Origin of the sequence: Thermophagus sp. OGC60D27 (genome assembly GCF_052400625.1) — a bacterium.
Classification (GTDB): domain Bacteria; phylum Bacteroidota; class Bacteroidia; order Bacteroidales; family Marinilabiliaceae; genus Thermophagus.
This window is the reverse complement of sequence record NZ_JBQTGH010000001.1, coordinates 375,802-394,467: the sequence shown is the minus strand read 5'-3', so window position 1 is coordinate 394,467 and position 18,666 is coordinate 375,802. Positions and strand designations below refer to the sequence as shown.

General features: G+C 40.7%; 12 protein-coding genes and 2 tRNA genes. 11 read left to right on the top strand and 3 right to left on the bottom strand.

The features are described 5' to 3' along the window. The first annotated feature begins 81 nt into the window (after positions 1-81). The 9 genes from ACT29H_RS01485 (at position 82) to ACT29H_RS01445 (ending at position 15,395) form a co-directional block, all read left to right on the top strand. Positions 82-1,068 carry a DUF4973 domain-containing protein gene (locus ACT29H_RS01485; RefSeq protein WP_444819820.1) on the top strand — a complete coding sequence of 329 codons (987 nt, stop codon included), beginning with the start codon at positions 82-84 and terminating at the stop codon, positions 1,066-1,068. A gap of 192 nt (positions 1,069-1,260) precedes the next feature. After that, complete coding sequence (locus ACT29H_RS01480) at positions 1,261-3,360, top strand: beta-L-arabinofuranosidase domain-containing protein (RefSeq protein WP_444819819.1); 2,100 nt, start codon at positions 1,261-1,263, stop codon at positions 3,358-3,360. Positions 3,361-3,458: 98 nt separating this feature from the next. Beyond that, the gene (locus tag ACT29H_RS01475; RefSeq protein ID WP_444819818.1) at positions 3,459-5,960 is read left to right on the top strand and encodes a glutaminase domain-containing protein; all 2,502 of its coding nucleotides are present in this window, start codon (positions 3,459-3,461) and stop codon (positions 5,958-5,960) included. A gap of 297 nt (positions 5,961-6,257) precedes the next feature. Next, positions 6,258-8,558 (top strand): GH92 family glycosyl hydrolase, encoded by a 2,301-nt coding sequence (locus ACT29H_RS01470; protein WP_444819817.1) that lies wholly within the window; start codon positions 6,258-6,260, stop codon positions 8,556-8,558. Positions 8,559-8,944: 386 nt separating this feature from the next. Further along, a complete protein-coding gene (locus ACT29H_RS01465; RefSeq protein ID WP_444819816.1) occupies positions 8,945-9,859 on the top strand; it encodes an endonuclease/exonuclease/phosphatase family protein in 915 nt (304 codons plus the stop codon). Positions 9,860-10,302: 443 nt separating this feature from the next. Next, the gene (locus tag ACT29H_RS01460; RefSeq protein WP_444819815.1) at positions 10,303-11,535 is read left to right on the top strand and encodes a hypothetical protein; all 1,233 of its coding nucleotides are present in this window, start codon (positions 10,303-10,305) and stop codon (positions 11,533-11,535) included. 125 nt (positions 11,536-11,660) lie between these two features. Continuing rightward, positions 11,661-13,958, top strand: a complete 2,298-nt coding sequence (locus ACT29H_RS01455; RefSeq protein ID WP_444819814.1) for a TonB-dependent receptor — start codon at positions 11,661-11,663, stop codon at positions 13,956-13,958. 8 nt (positions 13,959-13,966) lie between these two features. Next, the gene (locus ACT29H_RS01450; protein ID WP_444819813.1) at positions 13,967-14,899 is read left to right on the top strand and encodes a DUF4249 family protein; all 933 of its coding nucleotides are present in this window, start codon (positions 13,967-13,969) and stop codon (positions 14,897-14,899) included. Between the two features lie 238 nt (positions 14,900-15,137). Further along, complete coding sequence (locus tag ACT29H_RS01445) at positions 15,138-15,395, top strand: hypothetical protein (protein WP_444819812.1); 258 nt, start codon at positions 15,138-15,140, stop codon at positions 15,393-15,395. Positions 15,396-15,464: 69 nt separating this feature from the next. On the opposite strand, the gene ACT29H_RS01440 is transcribed toward ACT29H_RS01445, so the two are convergent. The 3 genes from ACT29H_RS01440 to ACT29H_RS01430 all read right to left on the bottom strand — a co-directional run bounded on the left by ACT29H_RS01440 (position 15,465) and on the right by ACT29H_RS01430 (position 18,168). Further along, on the bottom strand, positions 15,465-15,968 hold the full coding sequence (locus ACT29H_RS01440; protein WP_444819811.1) for a flavodoxin: 504 nt from the start codon (positions 15,966-15,968) through the stop codon (positions 15,465-15,467). Between the two features lie 321 nt (positions 15,969-16,289). Continuing rightward, positions 16,290-16,955: an O-methyltransferase gene (locus tag ACT29H_RS01435; protein WP_444819810.1), complete on the bottom strand. Its 666-nt coding sequence runs from the start codon at positions 16,953-16,955 to the stop codon at positions 16,290-16,292. Next, positions 16,942-18,168, bottom strand: coding sequence for a M16 family metallopeptidase (locus ACT29H_RS01430; RefSeq protein WP_444819809.1), 1,227 nt, complete (start codon positions 18,166-18,168; stop codon positions 16,942-16,944). The genes ACT29H_RS01435 and ACT29H_RS01430 overlap by 14 nt, the downstream gene beginning before the upstream one ends. A 144-nt stretch (positions 18,169-18,312) precedes the next feature. On the opposite strand from ACT29H_RS01430, the gene ACT29H_RS01425 reads away from it, so the two are divergent. Both ACT29H_RS01425 and ACT29H_RS01420 read left to right on the top strand, forming a co-directional pair. After that, positions 18,313-18,385: transfer RNA gene (locus ACT29H_RS01425), tRNA-Phe, on the top strand. 152 nt (positions 18,386-18,537) lie between these two features. After that, positions 18,538-18,610, top strand: a tRNA-Phe gene (locus ACT29H_RS01420). Positions 18,611-18,666 lie beyond the last annotated feature (56 nt).

Genomic DNA, 18,666 nt, shown 5'->3' with positions numbered 1-18,666 from the left:
CAACTTTGCCGCGATGAGAATAAGTTAAAATGAGGTCATGCGAGTTCCATTCGGCCAATGAGTTAAATAAATTTTATAAGAATGAAAATGACATGTAAATTTTTATATCTGATTGCAATGGTACTTTTTTTCAGTGCATGCAATGATGAATGGGAAGAGGAACAGTATGAACATTATATTTCCTTCAAGGCTCCTCTTGATGAGGATGGAGTTTCTCCAATATATGTTCGCTACAAACCTGATGGTGAAGTTACTTACCAGCTTCCGTTAATTGTCAGCGGTTCTACCACTAACAACAGTGACCTAACGGTCCATGTGGGTGTTGATTCTGACACTTTAGAGATCCTGAATTATGAACGCTTCCAGAGCCGCGAAGAGCTATTCTATGAAGAATTGGATAGTCAGTATTTCTCAATGCCCGAAGTGGTAAATATTAAGGCGGGTGAAAATACCGCTCTTCTGAATATCGATTTTACGTTGGGTGGTATCGATTTAGTGGACAAATGGTTGCTTCCCTTGACCATACTGGAAGATCCTTCTGAAAACTATTTTTCAAATCCACGAAAGCATTACCGAAAAGCATTGCTGCGGGTTTTGCCTTTTAACGACTATTCTGGAATATATAGCGGCACCGCATTGAAGGTGTACCTTAAAGGTTATGAGAATGATGCAGCTATTGTTGAAAGCGAAATTCCAGTTTATGTTGTGGACGAAAATTCCGTATTCTTTTATGCAGGAACGGTGGACGAGGAAAACGTTGATCGGCAAAATTATAAGATTATTGCTTTTTTCGATGATAAAACAAAAATAGTTTCGCTAACGGCCGAGGATCCTAATATCGAATTTACTGTCAACAGCACGCCTCGATTTAGTGTGGAGGAGACAATGGATGCAACGAGGCCTTACCTTTTGCACCGTTATGTAACGATAAGCAATATTGATTATAATTATACGGACTATACATCGGTTCCTGGGGCTTCTATTTCTTATACCGTAAGGGGGTCAATGATTTTGGAACGTAAAATAAATACTCAAATTCCAGATGAAGATCAAGCGATTGAATGGTAAATGAGATACCATGCATCCCTATATGCCTTTGGATTGCATAATCTTCGCTCAATAAAAGCAAATTAGATTAGATAAAAGACCTGACATCATCATTATCTGGGACTGGATTGCAAGATATGACGTTGTTGGGTCTTCGAATTGTTTTTATGAAATGAATTCATGGTTTAACAGAGGAAATAATTTAAACTGTATATGGAAAAATTATTGTTGTTTCTATTCGTCATTTTTTCTTTCAATGTTTTTTCGGCAAGTGGTAAGTCTTTCAAGGTTTCTGTGGTAGATCGACCAGATTCCCTGATTAAAAATATCAATTATGTTAGTAATAGGTATCCTCTAATTCCTTCTGCTTTTATTAAGTTGCCTGTGGGATCAATAAAACCTCAAGGATGGTTGCTTGAGTGTTTGAATCGCCAAAGAGACGGATTGAATGGTCACTTAGATGATATTAGTGCTTGGCTTCAAAAAAATGATAATGCCTGGCTTTCAAAGACGGGGGAAGGTGCCTGGGGCTGGGAAGAGGTGCCTTATTGGTTGAAAGGTTTTGGAGATTTGGGTTATTTGTTAGGGGATTCAGCTATGATAGGGAAATCTGCCGTATGGATTGAAGGTGTGCTGAATAGTCAACGCCCGAATGGAGATTTTGGTCCAAAACATTTTTCAAATGGTAATCGAAATTTCTGGGGTAATATGGTTATGCTATACTGTCTGCAGTCCTATTATGAATATTCAAAAGATCAACGAGTTATTGATTTGATGGTCAGGTTTTTCAAATTTCAATTGTCTATCCCTGATAAGGAATTTTTGAAAGGCTATTGGGAAGGCTTGAGAGGTGGAGATAATCTTTATTCTGTATTCTGGCTATACAACAGAACAGGAGAAAAATTTTTAATCGATCTTGCCCAAAAGATACATCGTTGTATGCCTAGTTGGACATCGCGTCATCATACTCACAAAGCAGGCAATCATCCGAAAAAAAATAATCCTGAATGGTATAATTTGCTTCCGGATTGGCATAATGTTAATGTTGCTCAGGGGTTTAGAGAGCCAGCTCAATACTTTCAATTATCAAAAGATTCGACAGATTTGAAAGCATCATATGATGTTTTTAATATTATTCGTCAATTTTTTGGACAAGTGCCCGGCGGTATGTTCGGCGCTGATGAAGTCGCGCGTCCTGGATATTACGATCCTCATCAGGCCATCGAAACTTGTGGTTTGGTTGAACAAATGAATTCTGATGAACATTTGCTTCGAATCACTGGGGATCCTTTTTGGGCCGATCATACAGAAAATGTAGCTTTCAATATGTATCCCGCATCTTTGACAAAAGATATGAAAGCATTACGTTATTTTACGGCTCCTAATATGGTGGTTTGTGATGAGCAAAATCATAGTCCTGGAATTATGAATTCGGGACCTTTCTTTATGATGAATCCATTTAGCAGTAGATGTTGTCAGCATAATCATGGACAGGGGTGGCCCTATTATGCAGAAAATTTATGGATGGCCACCCCCGACAATGGTGCTTTTGCCGCATTGTATGCTGCCAGTGAAGCAAAAATATTGGTAGGAGAGGGTTCAGAGGTTATTTTTCATGAAATAACAAAATATCCTTTTGAAGAGGATGTGTTGATGCGTCTTTCTATGAAAAAGGCTGTCAGGTTTCCGCTTTATCTCCGGATCCCTCAATGGTGCTCAGGGGCATCTGTTGAATTGAACGGGAAAAAAATAAAAGTAACCCCTGAGCCCGGAAAAATCGTTCGTATTGAAAGAAAATGGAATAATGGAGATAGAATCCTTCTAAATCTGCCGATGGAGGTTTCCGTGCAGCAATGGGAAAAAAATAAAAATAGCATCAGTGTTAACTATGGACCCTTAACTTTCTCTTTGAAGATTGAGGAAAAATATATTGAGAAACCAAGTGACCAGACAGCTATCGGTGACTCCAGATGGCAATCAGGGGTCGATAAATCGAAATGGCCATCTTGGACCATTTTACCGGAATCTGATTGGAACTATGGATTTGTGTTGGATGAAAACAATCCTTCTCAATCTTTCTATGTAGAAAAAAAGGATTGGCCAAAAGATAATTTTCCTTTTACTCTGGACAATGTACCCATTTCGATAAAGGCCTGGGCAAAAAAAATCCCTGGTTGGACTATCGATAAACACGGACTCTGTGGTGAGTTGCCTGAGAGCCCGGTATTTACTGATCAACCCACGGAAGAGGTGGAGCTGATTCCTATGGGTGCGGCAAGATTGCGACTAAGTGCGATTCCTATAGCGAAATGAATTTTGTCAGTTTCTTGTTCCTAAGGTAATTAATGGATAATATATGAATTTTTGGAATGCATTTTAATTTGTTTTAATTAATCGAAAAAGTATTATTTATGTTAAGAATTAATAGAATGTTTTGTTTCTTGTTGGGTTTATTAGCTATTGGAAGTGTTTTTTCTTCCTGTCAAAATTCTAGTGGAGATAATAGGGCAGGGTTTACCGAGCTGAGGGCTCCGGCCTATCCACTGGTAACTATTGATCCCTATATGAGTGCCTGGTCTCATACCGATTCGTTATTTAACGATCAGGTGCGCCATTGGACCGGAGAAATTCATGGTTTAGTTGGGGCAGTAAGAGTTGACGGCGAAGTGTATCGTTTCTTAGGTAAAGAAGAGACATATAAGGTGACGCTGGTCCCTATGGCCAAGGAAGAAGCTTGGGAAGGAAAATATTTATTGAACGAGCCCAGGAAAGGTTGGACACAGGTGGATTTCGATGATCGTAATTGGAAATTAGGAAAGGGAGCTTTCGGAACACCGCATATGCCCTCCTTGTCAACAAGTTGGGAAACAAAAGATATTTGGATTCGAAGAGAATTTTTTTTGCCTGACTTCGATGACAAGACCGTTTATCTTTGTTATAGCCATGATGATATTTTTGAATTGTATTTAAATGGTCACAAACTTGTCGAAACAGGTTATGAATGGAAGAATGATGTGACTCTGAAAATAGACTCAAAATTATTGGATAAGGACGGGAAGAATGTGATTGCGGTTCATTGTCACAATCGGACAGGTGGAGGATATGTTGATTTCGGTCTGTTTACCATTGATAACTCATTCCATTTCTTTAATAGAGCTGCTGTTCAAAATTATGTGAAAATATCGGCTACCAAAACCAATTATAATTTCACTTGTGGGCCTGTAAATTTAGATGTTCAGTTTGTTTCACCGTTGCTTCCCAATGATTTGGATCTGTTGGCCAGACCAGTAAATTATGTCAATTACAGTGTCTCGTCAAACGATGGGGCTTCACATGATGTACAGATCTATTTTGATGCCACCCCTCAGTGGGCTGTGAATAATGAAGTTCAGGAAATAGAAGTGTCTTCCGGAAATATGGATGGACTCGTTTATTTGAAAACAGGAACTACCGAACAACCGGTTCTAGAAAAGAAAGGGGATGATCTTAGGATTGACTGGGGCTATTTTTATTTGGCTGCCGAACAAAATGAACATACTTCTGCCACTATATTTAATTCAGTGATTGGACGGAAAAATTTCGTGGATCATGGTGTGGTCAGTGATGGAATCGAAGCGCATAAAGGAAAAATGACTAAATCGATGCCTCTGTTGAGTATATCTAAAGATTTTGGTGAGATTTCTTCAACGCCTTCGTCCGGATTTATAATGTTGGGATATGATGATATAAAATCCATTCAATATTTTGGTGAAAATCTCCCACCCTATTGGCGTAAGGATAATATTACTATGAATGAGATGCTTTCCACGGCAAAAGAAGAATACCATTCTGTAATGGACGCATGTTCGGAATTCGACAAGAAGTTGTGGAAAGATGCCGTAGATGCAGGAGGTAAAATATATGCCGACCTTTGTGTTTTGGCCTACCGACAGTCGGTCGCTGCCCATAAATTGGTGAAGGCTTCGGACGGCACAATTCTCTTCTTATCCAAAGAAAACTTCAGCAATGGTTCCATAGGAACGGTAGATGTTACTTATCCATCTGCCCCGCTGTTTTTAAAATACAATCCGGAATTGCTTAAAGGAATGCTTAATCCCATTTTCTATTATTCTGAAAGTGGTAAGTGGAATAAACCATTTGCTGCTCATGATGTAGGGACTTATCCCAAGGCTAATGGGCAAACCTACGGCGGTGATATGCCGGTGGAAGAGTGTGGAAATATGATTATTTTGACTGCTGCCATTGCTCATCAAGAAGGGAATGCCGAATACGCAGGTAAGCATTGGGACGTTTTAACGACTTGGGCTGAATATTTATTGGAAAATGGACTCGATCCCGAAAATCAACTTTGTACAGATGATTTTGCAGGTCATTTTGCTCACAATGCCAATCTGTCTATAAAGGCAATTATGGCACTAGCCTGTTACGGTCGCCTGGCTGATATGCTTAATAAGGATGAACTGGCCCAACATTATACTTCTCAAGCTAAGTTGATGGCTAAAGCATGGATGAAAATGGCTGATGACGGGGATCATTACCGGCTCACTTTTGATAAACCAGGTACTTGGAGTCAGAAATACAATCTGGTGTGGGATAAGCTGCTTAATCTGACTGTTTTCCCCGATGAGGTGGCTCAAAAGGAAATAAAATACTATCTGACCAGACAAAACGCTTTTGGATTGCCGCTGGATAACAGAAGAGATTATACCAAAGCTGATTGGATCGTCTGGACAGCTACTTTAGCCGACAGTCAGGAGGATTTCCAAAATTTAATTGTGCCATTGCATCGGTTTATTACCGAAACCCCCGATCGTGTCCCAATGTCGGATTGGTATATGACGACCAATGCCAAGAAAGTGGGATTTCAGGCCAGATCAGTAGTAGGAGGTTATTTTATTAAGATGCTTGAATGATTATTGGCCTAGGGGTTGTTGTTTTTCGAAATGTCGTAAAACTTATTAATTACTGAATTTTATTATTCTCTTTTTCAAAAGAGACTATAATGTTCCCCTTGTCTTTACCTGTTGCTGTCCTGATAATTAGGTTGTATTTCTGGCTTGATTCCATCAAATGTGAAATGCCAATTATCGGGACAGCGATTAATTTTTGTCGCATAAATTCAGAAATCGCATAAAAATGAAAATCCCTAATTTATTGTATTCCCAGTATCTCCAAATTGTGTTTTTTGAAAGTGAATTAATTTATTGATTATGATAATAAAAGTTAGATATTTAACTGTATTCCTCTTTCTTGTTTGTTTATGGAATGCAAACGCACAATCTTTTGCCCCAGTTAGTTATGTTAGTACCCTAGTGGGAACACAATCGAAATACGAACTTTCCACCGGCAATACTTATCCTGCCATTGCTCTTCCGTGGGGGATGAATTTTTGGTCTCCCCAAACCGGAAAAATGGGAGACGGTTGGATGTACACTTATACTGCTGACAAAATCAGAGGCTTTAAACAGACTCATCAACCTAGTCCCTGGATGAACGATTATGGGCAGTTCGCCATTATGCCGGTTACAGGGAAGGCAGTTTTTCATGAGGATGAAAGAGCCAGCTGGTTTTCTCATAAAGCAGAGATCGCCAAACCTTATTATTACAAGGTTTATTTAGCCGACTTTGATGTCACAACTGAAATTACTCCAACTGAACGGGCCGCCATGTTTCGGTTTTCTTTTCCCGATAGTGAGAATTCTTATATTATAGCCGATGCCTTCGATAGGGGATCATTTATTAAAATTGTGCCGGAGGAGAATAAAATTGTTGGTTATACCACTCGGAACAGTGGAGGAGTCCCGGACAATTTCAGAAATTGGTTTGTTATTCTATTTGATAAGCCTTTTTCCTATTTTGCAGTGGTAAAAGATGGGAAAATCAAGGAAAGAGAAACCGAGTTTGATGGTAATCATGCAGGGGCTATCATTGGTTTTTCCACGCAAAAAAACGAAAAGGTGCATGCTCGAGTAGCTTCCTCATTTATTAGTGAGGAGCAGGCGATGATTAACTTAAAAGAATTGGGTAACGACGATTTTGATGCAATTGTTACTCGTGGAAAAGAGAGGTGGAACGAAGTGTTGGGTAAAATTAAGGTGGAAGATGATAATGTTGATAACCTTCGTACCTTTTATTCCTGTTTATATCGTACCGTTTTGTTTCCTCGAAATTTGTCTGAAATAGATGCCAATGGAAACGTAATCCATTATAGTCCCTATAATGGACAGGTTTTGCCGGGATATATGTTTACCGATACTGGCTTTTGGGACACATTTCGCAGTTTGTTCCCATTCTTAAACTTTCTGTATCCTTCCGAAAATATAAAAATGCAAGAAGGCTTGGTCAACGCCTATAAAGAGAGTGGGTTTTTGCCTGAATGGGCCAGTCCCGGCCATAGAAATATTATGGTGGGTAACAATTCGGCTTCAGTAGTCGCCGATGCCTATTTAAAAGGTTTGCGTGGCTACGATATCCAAACTTTATGGGAAGCCCTGAAAAACGGTGCCAATAACGTCCACCCTAAAGTGTCGGCATCGGGAAGGGCTGGATACGAATTTTATAATAAATATGGATATATTCCCAATGATGTTGGAGTCAATCAAAATGTTGCCCGTACTTTGGAATACGCTTATGACGACTGGGCTATTTATCGTTTGGGAAAAGCCTTAAATAAACCAGAGAATGAGATTAATATTTATGCCCAACGTGCATTGAATTACAAAAATCTTTATAATCCAAAACATAAATTAATGGCAGGTCGGTCCAGCGATGGTTCCTTTTCCGACTCATTTGAACCAGCTGATTGGAGCAGAGATTTTACAGAGGGTAATAGTTGGCATTATTCCTGGTCTGTATTTCATGATCCGCAAGGGTTGATCAACTTGATGGGAGGTAAGGAAGAATTTGTTTCGATGCTCGATTCTGTCTTTATAATTCCCGGGGCCAAAGGGATGAAAAGTCGATCTATGATTCATGAAATGAGGGAGATGCAGGTGATGGATATGGGGCAATATGCGCATGGGAATCAACCTATTCAACACATGGTTTATCTTTATAATTATGGTGGAGAACCTTGGAAAGCCCAATTTTGGACTAGGGAAATTATGGATAAGCTTTATTCTGCAGCTCCGGATGGTTATTGCGGGGATGAAGACAACGGTCAAACTTCTGCTTGGTACGTTTTTTCAGCCATGGGGTTTTATCCGGTTTGTCCTGGAAGTAATGAATATGTTCTTGGATCTCCTTTGTTTAAATCTGTAACTATTGAATTGGAAAACGGAAAAGAAATCAAAATTAGGGCAAATAGTAATTCTAAAGAAAATAGGTATATTGAACAAATGGAGTTAAACGGAAAGAAATACTCCAAAAACTTTCTTAGGCATGAAGATCTTATGAAGGGAGCCGAAATTAATTACAGGATGAGTGCAGATCCCAATACCAAAAGAGGTACAAAGAAAAGGGATTTTCCTTATTCATTTTCAAATGAAACTCGCATTCCCGATGGATTGTGATGAAAGAAAATAAAATGCGCAAAATAAAGCTTGCCGAAAAAGAACAGGTATAAAATTAAGTTAAGGCAAGCCATGCGAGTTTCTTTCGATCAACAGCTTAAGAAAATTTTATACGAAAGAAAACAAAAAGTGATTCGAGTTCTTCCTGCCTGTCTTGATTATTCGGGGATACTTGAAATTCAATAATGTTGATGAATATTATACAGGTGGAAGGTAAATAATTATTGGAAACTTTATGATTTAGAATGAAGCATAATTTCTTAAATTGTCTCTCTTTTCTTGATTTTTGATCAGGAAAGAGAGACTCTTTTCAATTGGGGAGTTAGGTTTTATTGCTTTAGTCAGTTTGTTGGGAATCAATTTGTGAGAATATTAAATAGAATAAGATGAAACGAGTTTTTTTGTTTTTATTGGCGTTTAAACTTATAGTATGTCCAAATGCGACTGCAGAAGAGTTAACAGTGGCCACTTTTAATGTGCGTTATCAAAATACAAGAGATTCTCTTGAAGGAAATGGTTGGGGAAAGCGTTGCCCTGTTATTTGCAGTTTAATACGATTTCATGATTTTGAACTTTTTGGGGCACAAGAAGTGTTGCATGGCCAACTTCATGACTTGCTTGAAAGTCTTCCTGGGTATGGATATGTTGGCGTTGGAAGAGATGATGGCAAAACCAAGGGGGAATATGCTCCGATTTTTTACAAAAAAAATAAATTTAAGGTTTTGAAGTCCGGTCATTTTTGGTTATCTGATAATACTGATTATCCTAATAAGGGGTGGGATGCAGCTTTGCCTAGGATATGCACCTGGGCCAGATTCAAAAACATTCAAAGTGGTTTTGAATTTTTCTTTTTTAATCTGCATATGGATCATGTTGGTGTAGAAGCAAGAAAGAACAGCGCAAAACTCGTATTGAAGAAAATAAAACAAATGTGTGCGAATAATCCAGTGATTCTTACCGGTGATTTTAATGTAGACCAGAATAGTCCTAATTATGAAGTGTTAGAAGGCTCGGAACTTTTGAACGATGCCTATGTGGTGGCTGAAATAAGATATGCATTAAATGGAACCTTTAATGATTTTAAGACTGATAGGAAGACGGACAGCCGAATTGACCATGTGTTTGTTAGTCCATTATTCAAGGTTGAGCGCTATGGGGTTCTTACGGATACATACAGGGCTAAAGATTCTAGCAATAAAATAGAAAAGTCTTCTAATTTTCCCAAAGAAGTTTCTTTAATTAAATACAATGCTCGAACCCCTTCCGATCATTTTCCTGTAAAAGTGGTGCTAAGTTTCTGATGGCCGTTTTGATTCTGAAATGGATAATTACAAATTAGTGACCAATTTAAAACTAACATTTTGAATGCAGTGAATGCTTTAACTCGTTTAATCTTTGGCAGAGGAAAACTTTTGGTTTTGTAAAGTACGGTATTTTGGGGTTTACCATTGCCAATATTTTTCCTATCCTCTTGACAGTGGAGATGAAAGTCTGAATTGATCGTGAAAATGAATCTTTAGGACTGATGATAATCGGCGTGTTAGAAGGAGCTATGTCCCTAATATTTACTACTTCCGTGTAGCAAATATAAATAGCTGATAATTATGAATTCCCGATTATAAAATGATTGAATTTGGCCTTCGCAGGGCAATGAAGGGGAGACAAATCTTAATTTAGACCACAACAAATGCAGGGTTGTTGCGTATAAATTGCTAGTATATCGTCTATTTTAAAAAACTGATTTATGAAACAGAAGAATTTTTTGGTCGTGATGCTGGCTCTGGCCTTCATTACCGGATGTAAGGATGATGACAAAAACGCTGAAACGTTCAGTGAATTGACAGCAGAGCAGCATAAACAAAAAATTGAAGAAAGTGGTTTGAATGTGATTGGGCAGCTCAATGATTTTAAGGATTTGGATGCCATTCACGTGGTCGTGGATTTTATCGATTTGCTTCAGGCAACGAACCATGATGAATCAGGTGTTATGACAGTTTTGAAGCCAGTTGCCGATCTTCAGGAGGCAGGAGGTACTCCTTTTACCCTAAAGAGTTCAGCTTCTGAGCAGTCGTCTTTGGCACAATTATTTATAGATGAATCCGGAATTTATACTTATAATCCTGAAACCCAATCATGGGACAAGGAAGAATCTACAGATGAAATCACTTATCATTTTCCCACCGAAGGTAGTGACGTCAATAATGCAACAGTTTCGGTGACTAACTTTAAAAGTTTTAAAGCCGATAATCCGGATGTCGCTCAGAGTATTTCTGAAGATCTGCTCGAATCTGTTACCATTACTCTTTCAGTGGATGGTAATCAACTTTTGGCGTTTGAATTGGAGGCCGAATATGATGAGGATGACATCCCCGTTTCGATGATAGAAACCTATTCTGTCGGCCAATACATGATCACCACGTCCGTGAGCAGAAGCAATTCCAAAATTGTTTTAGAGCAGTCATTCACCTTTGAGGATGCAAATATTATCTCCTGTCATTTTGAAAATAATGGAAGCTTTAACTATGATGTTTTCCTGGAGAATTCGGAGGTCGATTCGGAGGGACTGATTTATAGCCAGGATTTCATTGAATCATCCAATGTTTGGGTGGCTGTTGATAACTTAAAGTTACAGGGTGTTGCCGATTGGGAAGGACTTACCAATTCGGGCGATCAGTTTGAGAATGTGGAATCTGAGCAGCAATATTTTGAAACGTTTGCTGACGTCCTGAATGATAACGTTGAACTTTTTATAAAATACAACGATACCAATGAGATTATTGCCGCGGCCGAGTTTTATGCATATGAATATACAGAATATGGAGCGGCCTTCTGGGATATGGATATGAGAATGAAATTTGGTGATGGTTCGTATATGGATGATTCTTTCTTCTCCGAAACTAACTTTGCAGAATTTATTCAGGAGGCGAAAGAACTGATCAATGAAATTGAAGCCAGTTACGGGTTATCCCAAGAATAGATTTTTAATTATGTGATAGAATATTGGAGATCGTGACGGGATCATGGTCTCCTTTTTTTATGGCAATAATTGGTAGGAATACATTTTTGGTTTTTATAATGAATCTAAAAATCCCGATTTTGTGTTTGTCCTTGTTAGTAACGGTCTTAGAGACCGTTGCGCAAAACCATTGTGTCAGGGGATGGGTAAGGGAGGCCGACTCAGGGGAGCCGGTGTCTGATGTGCATATTTGGGCAACGCGTTCGGGGAAGGGAACCATCACCGATAGTTCCGGCGCATTTGAAATCTGTTTTGACAAAAATGAGGTGTTGATTATTAGTCATGCAACCTATGATACCCAACGGCTTTCTCTGGTGGAAAATGATAAAGATTCAGTTTTTATTTACCTGAACCAAAGAGATGTTGTTGCCAGAGAGGTGGAAGTGCGAGGACGTCGCGAAACGGCCATCAATCCTGTACTTCCTTCCACTGGTTCTATTAAATCAAAGGACATTCTTTTACTTCCTTCCTTGTTGGGCGAAGCCGATGTGGTAGGGGCGCTTCGACAATTGCCGGGAATTCAGTCGGTGAGTGAAGGCATTGGAGGTGTTTTTGTAAGAGGGGGAAGTCCCGGACAGAACAGGGTTTTGCTTGACGGCATGGAGCTTTTGAATCCCGTTCATCTGATGGGGGTTTATTCTGTTTTTAATCCACTAATTACCCGGGGCGTAGAAGTTTTCAAAGGGCATTCTCCTGTCTCCGTTCGCAGCGGTCTTTCTTCTTCTATATTGGTGACTTCTGATGATCCGATTTCGGGAGATCAAGGTGTAAAGGGGGCCATCGGCAATATTGCATCCAATCTTACGCTTTCCCTGCAAAGCAGAAATGGAAAGTTTGGGATCACTGCAGGTGCACGACGCAGTTATTTGGAAGTTTACCGGGAAGCTTCCTCTCTTTTCCTGAAGGAAGATGACAACTATTTTGACCAAAGTTTTTACTGGTTTTATGATTTTAACGGAAGAATGGTATTTCAGCCCCACCCAGGATCACAATTTGTATTAAGCTGGTATGTGGGCGTCGATGATTTTGTGATTGACAACGATGATGTGGATTATGACGCCGGTACCAACTATGGAAATAATGCTGTGGCCTTGCAATGGCGCAAACGAATGGGAGTGGATGGTTCCCTGAAAATATCCGCCGATTATACCTCTGCATGGTCTGATTTTACAGGTGAAATCATTCAGAATGATTTGGACTTCACCAGCCGACACCAAAAGCTCTCTTTAAGCGCCGAGATGTTGAATGAATACCGATCACATCTTATAAGGTACGGGGCCGAAGGTGCCTGGTATAAAACGATGCCTCAGAAACTTTTCTTGGTGATAACGGACGATACCACCCAACGCAAGGATATCTACCGGAATTATGAAGTGTCCTGGTTTCTGGAAGATAACTTTCATCTGTTGCCTAAGATCAGCCTTTATGCGGGCATCAGAGGGTATTATTATGCATCTTTGGGACCTTATCAGTACAATGGTGATGTTGATTTCACAGATGTAGGGGCTGGCGAAACAATCGATCATGACTGGCTTTGGAGTTCCTCCCTGTCGGTGTCTTATTCTCCCGGGAAGAGTAGTACCTGTAAAATTGCCTGGACGAGGTCGGTTCAGTTACGCCATTTGGCGGCACTAAGTTCTATGCCTCTCCCCAATGATTTGTGGATGATGGCTTCACCCCGGCTGAAACCACAGATAGGGCATCAATGGTCGGTAGAATATGAGAGGGTGTCAACGTCTTATGATTGGAGGGTCGGTGCTTTTGCTCGATTGATGCGAAATCAGTTGATTTTTAATGTCAATATCGATGGAGAAGAGATGAACTTTGAAGATCATTTCTATAAAGGGAGGGGAAGAGCCTACGGATTGGAGTGGTCGCTTCGCAAGAAAGCCGGGCCCATAACGGGAGCACTCAATTATACCATGTCAAAATCCGAGCGTTCCTTCAACGATATTTTTGATGGGGTATGGTTCAATGATAAATTTGATCGCACTCATGATCTAACGGTTCTGGTTACCGGTAACCTCTCCGGAAAATGGTCATGTTCGGCCAACTGGACTTATGCAACGGGGATATCCATGAATCTGCCTTCCGGAAGAATGTGGATGATGGGAACCATTATGAATGATTATGATAGTTTTAATAATTTTCGTTTGCCGCCCTATCATCGTCTCGATCTTTCGGCATCCTTAAAACTGAATAGTGACACGTTTAAAGAGTCGGTGCTCGATTTTTCCGTGATCAATGTCTACAATAGGGCTAACCCCTATTTTTTGTTCTACAAGGTATCCAAAGGGAATAGTAATTACGATATTGATATTCAGGCCAGGCAAATTTCACTTTTCCCGATTATGCCATCGCTGAGCTGGAAATTTAAATTTTAACATCTTTTATGGTATTACCATTACATATTCTAAAACTAAGAAGACATCCTGTAATCTTTAATGTGACAAAGTTTTTGCTGCCGATCGCATTGATTTCCATAACCATATTATCCTGCCGAAAGGAGGTGGAGTTGGAGCAACCGGCTTATCAGCAAAAAATGGTGGTGGACGGCTACATCGAAACGGGACAGCCAGCCCATGTTTTTTTAACGATGAGTTCCCCGTTTCTAACACATTATGATTCGGTCTCTATTCGGGCATCTTTTTTGAATTATGCCAAAATCACGCTATCTTCTTCCTTGGGCGAGGAGGAAGTACTGACCCTTTTCCGCGAAAACAGTTTTTTTCCTCCATATGTTTATAAGAGCGTTCACATCAAAGGGGAGGAAGGGGTGCAATATCAGATTAAGGTTGAAGGGATGGGACAGATACTTAAGGCCGAAACAACCATTCCGCCGGCTGTTGAAATCGTGGGAACCAGATTCGTCGAGATCAGCGACACCACCGGTTTTTGGGAATTTGCCATTGATGCTCCCGATCGGGAAAGCCTCTATTTGTTTACGAGGGTGAAAAGTAGCTATGCGGAAGAAAACTTTCATCCTTCCTTCAACCCTGTGTCTTTGGTGAAAGCTTCGCAATCGGGCCCTGTCTGGCACCGCCTATTAAGAACCTCCGAATTTGGTTTGTATCTTAGAGATGCCGAATCGACTTTTTACGGGATGTATGAACAATTTGAATACGACCGCCGAGATACCCTTAAATTGATTGTGGGAACCATCGATTCCGCTTCGTACCGGGTCCTTGAAAGTCTCTTTGCGGATCGTGCCAACCATGAAAATCCTTTTGCTTTTAACGGAAATACTATTGAAACCAATATCGAAGGCGGTATAGGTCGATGGACCGGTGTCGGATTCAAGGAGGTCGCAGTGTTGTTCAATTAAGGGGGCGGTCTTAATTGCTTTGTATTGAGAATTAAGGGGTGGCCGAATGTATGAAACCCTCTTTTGAATCCTTTGCGCTAAAGGATGTCTTAGCCATCATTGTTAAATGTTGCCGTCTAAAGTGGTTGATATTGTTCTTTCAGGGGCCGGGAATTGGCGGTTTTAGGATTCAAAAATGCTTCTGTGTAATTCATTAATTTTTATTTATTTTTGTGCCGTAAATAAAGATACTTCGGATATGTCCAAAAACGGCAAAGCTGCTGTCAAAAAGAATTTCAACCGTGAAGATGCTTTAAAACGTAAGCATAAAGCTACTTTTCTTTTGAACGATAAAGAACTGGAGGCCTTTGAAGTGTATTGTAAACGATACAAAGTGAAAAATAAGGCCCGTTTTATGCGTGAATCGGTGATGAGGGTAGTGATGGATCAGTTTATGGAAGATTATCCCACTCTTTTTGAGAAGGAAGACCTTGACCGACTTAAGGTGCCGGAATAAATAATAGGGAATTACCCCGCCAACAAAAATCTTGAATAAACACCTTTTTAAAATCAGCCCCTGCAAACCCTATGCTTGTAACTCTTTCATCAATTGGTGGCTCCATTCAGCTATTCTGCCATCGGTCAGGTCCGGCTCATTGTCTTCATCCAGGGGTAGGCCTACAAACATCCCATCTTTGAAAGCGCGTGATTCACTAAAGTCGTAATCATCGTCCGGCCACTGACCAATAAAACGTGGACCTTTGGGCGCCAATAATTCATATAGTTTTCCCATCCCATCGCAAAAAGTGTCGGGGTAAGTCTGTTGGTCTCCTAATCCAAAAAGGGCGATGGTCTTGGGGGCTAAATCCAAGGTTAGGAAGTCTTCAACAAATGTTTCAAAGTCATCCTGCAACTGGCCTACTCCCCAGGTGGAAGTGCCAAGGATGTAAAAGTCATAATCTTTCAAGTCCTTTGCTTTGGCGCTTTCAGCCGAAATAAGATCCGCTTCAGGCAGGATGGCATGTAACTTTTCGGCAACAAATCGGGTGTTGCCTACGGACGATCCGAATAGGATGGCTGTTTTTAGCATGGTTTTTTAGTTTTTGTGGTAGTTTATCCTTTGGGGGCGATGACTGATTAATTCTCGTGGTAGGTAGCCTTTCCAAATGGTTGTCTTGCCTCCTGGATGCCTTCAATTAAATGTTGCGGCAAACCCCCAAATGGGTTGCACAACATCTTAACACTCTTATCTGCTGTTTTGTTCTGAACCCTTTCGAATACCGATGATCCGCCATTGTACTCGTTTGCTTTTTATCTTGCCATTTTGTTCATTTTTTTAGACTAATGCCGGACCCGATAGGTGGTCTGTTGTTCTGTTTCGGACATTAGACCATATGAGCGACCCTGCTGCTTATTCCTTTACCCGGATCATCATCAATCCATCGCGCATGGGCAAAATCACCTGCTCGGTTCGAGGGTCTTCTTTTACCAGCTTGTTGAAGGTGAGTATTCCTTGTGTGTAGCTGTCGTTCTGGGCTTGGGGATCTACCACCTTGCCGTTCCAGAGTATGTTGTCGGCCAGAATAAACCCGCCGGGGTTCATCTTCTCAATGACCATCTTATAATAGGTGGGGTATTCTCTTTTGTCGCCATCAATAAAGGCCAGATCAAAAGATGTGTTAAGTTCTTCAATTACCTTGAGGGCGTCGCCTATGTGCAGTTTGATTTTGTCTTGAAGGCCTGCCTTATCAATATAGTGGCTGATAAATGATTCCAGTTCGTCGTCTCGCTCAATGGTATGAATGACTGCTCCTTGGTTGAGGCCTCTGGCCATGCAAATGGCAGAATAGCCTGTAAAGGTGCCGATCTCCAGCACGTTTTGCGGGCGTATCATTTGGCACAACATGGTCAGAAGTTGGCCCTGAACGGGGCCTGATACCATTCGGGGCCGGAGAACTTTAAGGTGGGTTTGCCGACGCAGGTGATAGAGCAGTTCGTCTTCCTGTGAGGTGTGGGTTTCAATATAGTTTTCCAGATCAATGTTTTGATTGCCGGTAATGTGATTATGATTGCTCATATATTAGATATGAAAGTTGATTGTCATCAAAAATTTCGTTGGCGATTTCCAAAAGATCACTGGCCGTTAAGTTGTCAATTTTTGTATAGAGATCGGTCAGAGAATCTACTTTGTTGTAGAGAAGAAAACTTTTACCGATGCTAAGCATCAAGTTCTCCTTATTTTCATTGGCAATGGCAATTTGTCCCTTCAGCTGTCGTCTGGCTTTGTGCAACTGCAGTTGTCCTAGCTTTTTATCACGCAGTCGTGCCAGTTCGCGTCGGGCAATGCGTATGCTGCGATCAATATTTTGCCGGTCGGTACCAAAATAGATGCTGAAAACTCCGGTTTGGTAGTAAGGCGAATAGATGGATTCGATATTGTAGGCGATGCCGTTTTTTTCGCGAAGAGCCATGTTGAGCCGACTGTTCATGCCGGGGCCTCCAATCAGGTTGCTCAGCAGAGAAAGGCCGAGTCGCTTGGGGTTTTCCAGATCGTAGGCAATATTTCCCAACGTGATGTGGCTCTGAAAGGTGTCCAGTTCTTTGTGGATACTGGTCGGCTTGTAGGTCGAAGTTGGGGGCCTCTGCGAATGCCGGAAATTGGCGGATTCCTTGCCAAAATATTTATGGACGATTTTGAGAAATTTTTCCGATTCCATGTTGCCCACCATGCACAAAACCATCTGATCGGTATGGTAATTATTTTGGATGAAGCGGATAATGTCGTCCCGGGTAAAACTTCTGACCGATTCGGCGGTCCCCAGAATATTGCGCCCCATGGGGCCGTCGTTAAAGACCAGTTCTTCAAAATCGTCGATAATAAGCTCGGCAGGGTTGTCTTTATAGGAATTGATCTCATCAATGATTACCTCTTTTTCCTTTATCAATTCCTTTTCAGGAAAAACGGAATGAAAAGTGATGTCGTGAAGCAATTCCAGCGCCCTTTCGAAGTCTTCGATCAGGTAAGAGGCATAAATGGCTGTTTCTTCTTTCGAGGTATAGGCATTGAGTTCCCCTCCCACATCTTCGAGTCGGCTCAAAATATGCCAAGTTTTTCGTTTTTGAGTGCCTTTAAAGATGACATGCTCGATGAAATGGGCCATTCCGTGTTCGTTGTCCTGCTCGTCGCGCGACCCCGTATTGATGATTAATCCGCAATGCCCCACCGGCGATGCGATGCGATGATGCACCACGCGGATGCCATTGGGAAGTGTATGTGTAAATAGATTCATGATTTTTTTTCCGGAAAATTTGATGGCAAAAATAACTAAACATCAGGGAATATCATTCGAAATTCAAAAATGGAGGTATTAAAAATTGCGATGGGTATTTTGTTAAAGCAAATCTTTCAGTATATTTGCAACCGCTTTTGCGAAGGTACCATAGCTCAGTCGGTAGAGCAACGGACTGAAAATCCGTGTGTCCCTGGTTCGATTCCAGGTGGTACCACTCAAAGTGACTTTTTGATAAGGTCGGTCTTTGATGAAGGATAGAAATCAATTTATCCATTAAATGATTTCTGTTGAGTTTTTAAAGGGTTATTGATAGAGTGGTTTTTTGTTATTTTTAGGCCATTTTCAAAAGAAATAAAAATAACGGCCGGTACCATAGCTCAGTCGGTAGAGCAACGGACTGAAAATCCGTGTGTCCCTGGTTCGATTCCAGGTGGTACCACAGAATTAAAGGCTGTCTCCAATGCAGGGACAGCCTTTTTTGTGTCTGAGAGGTTG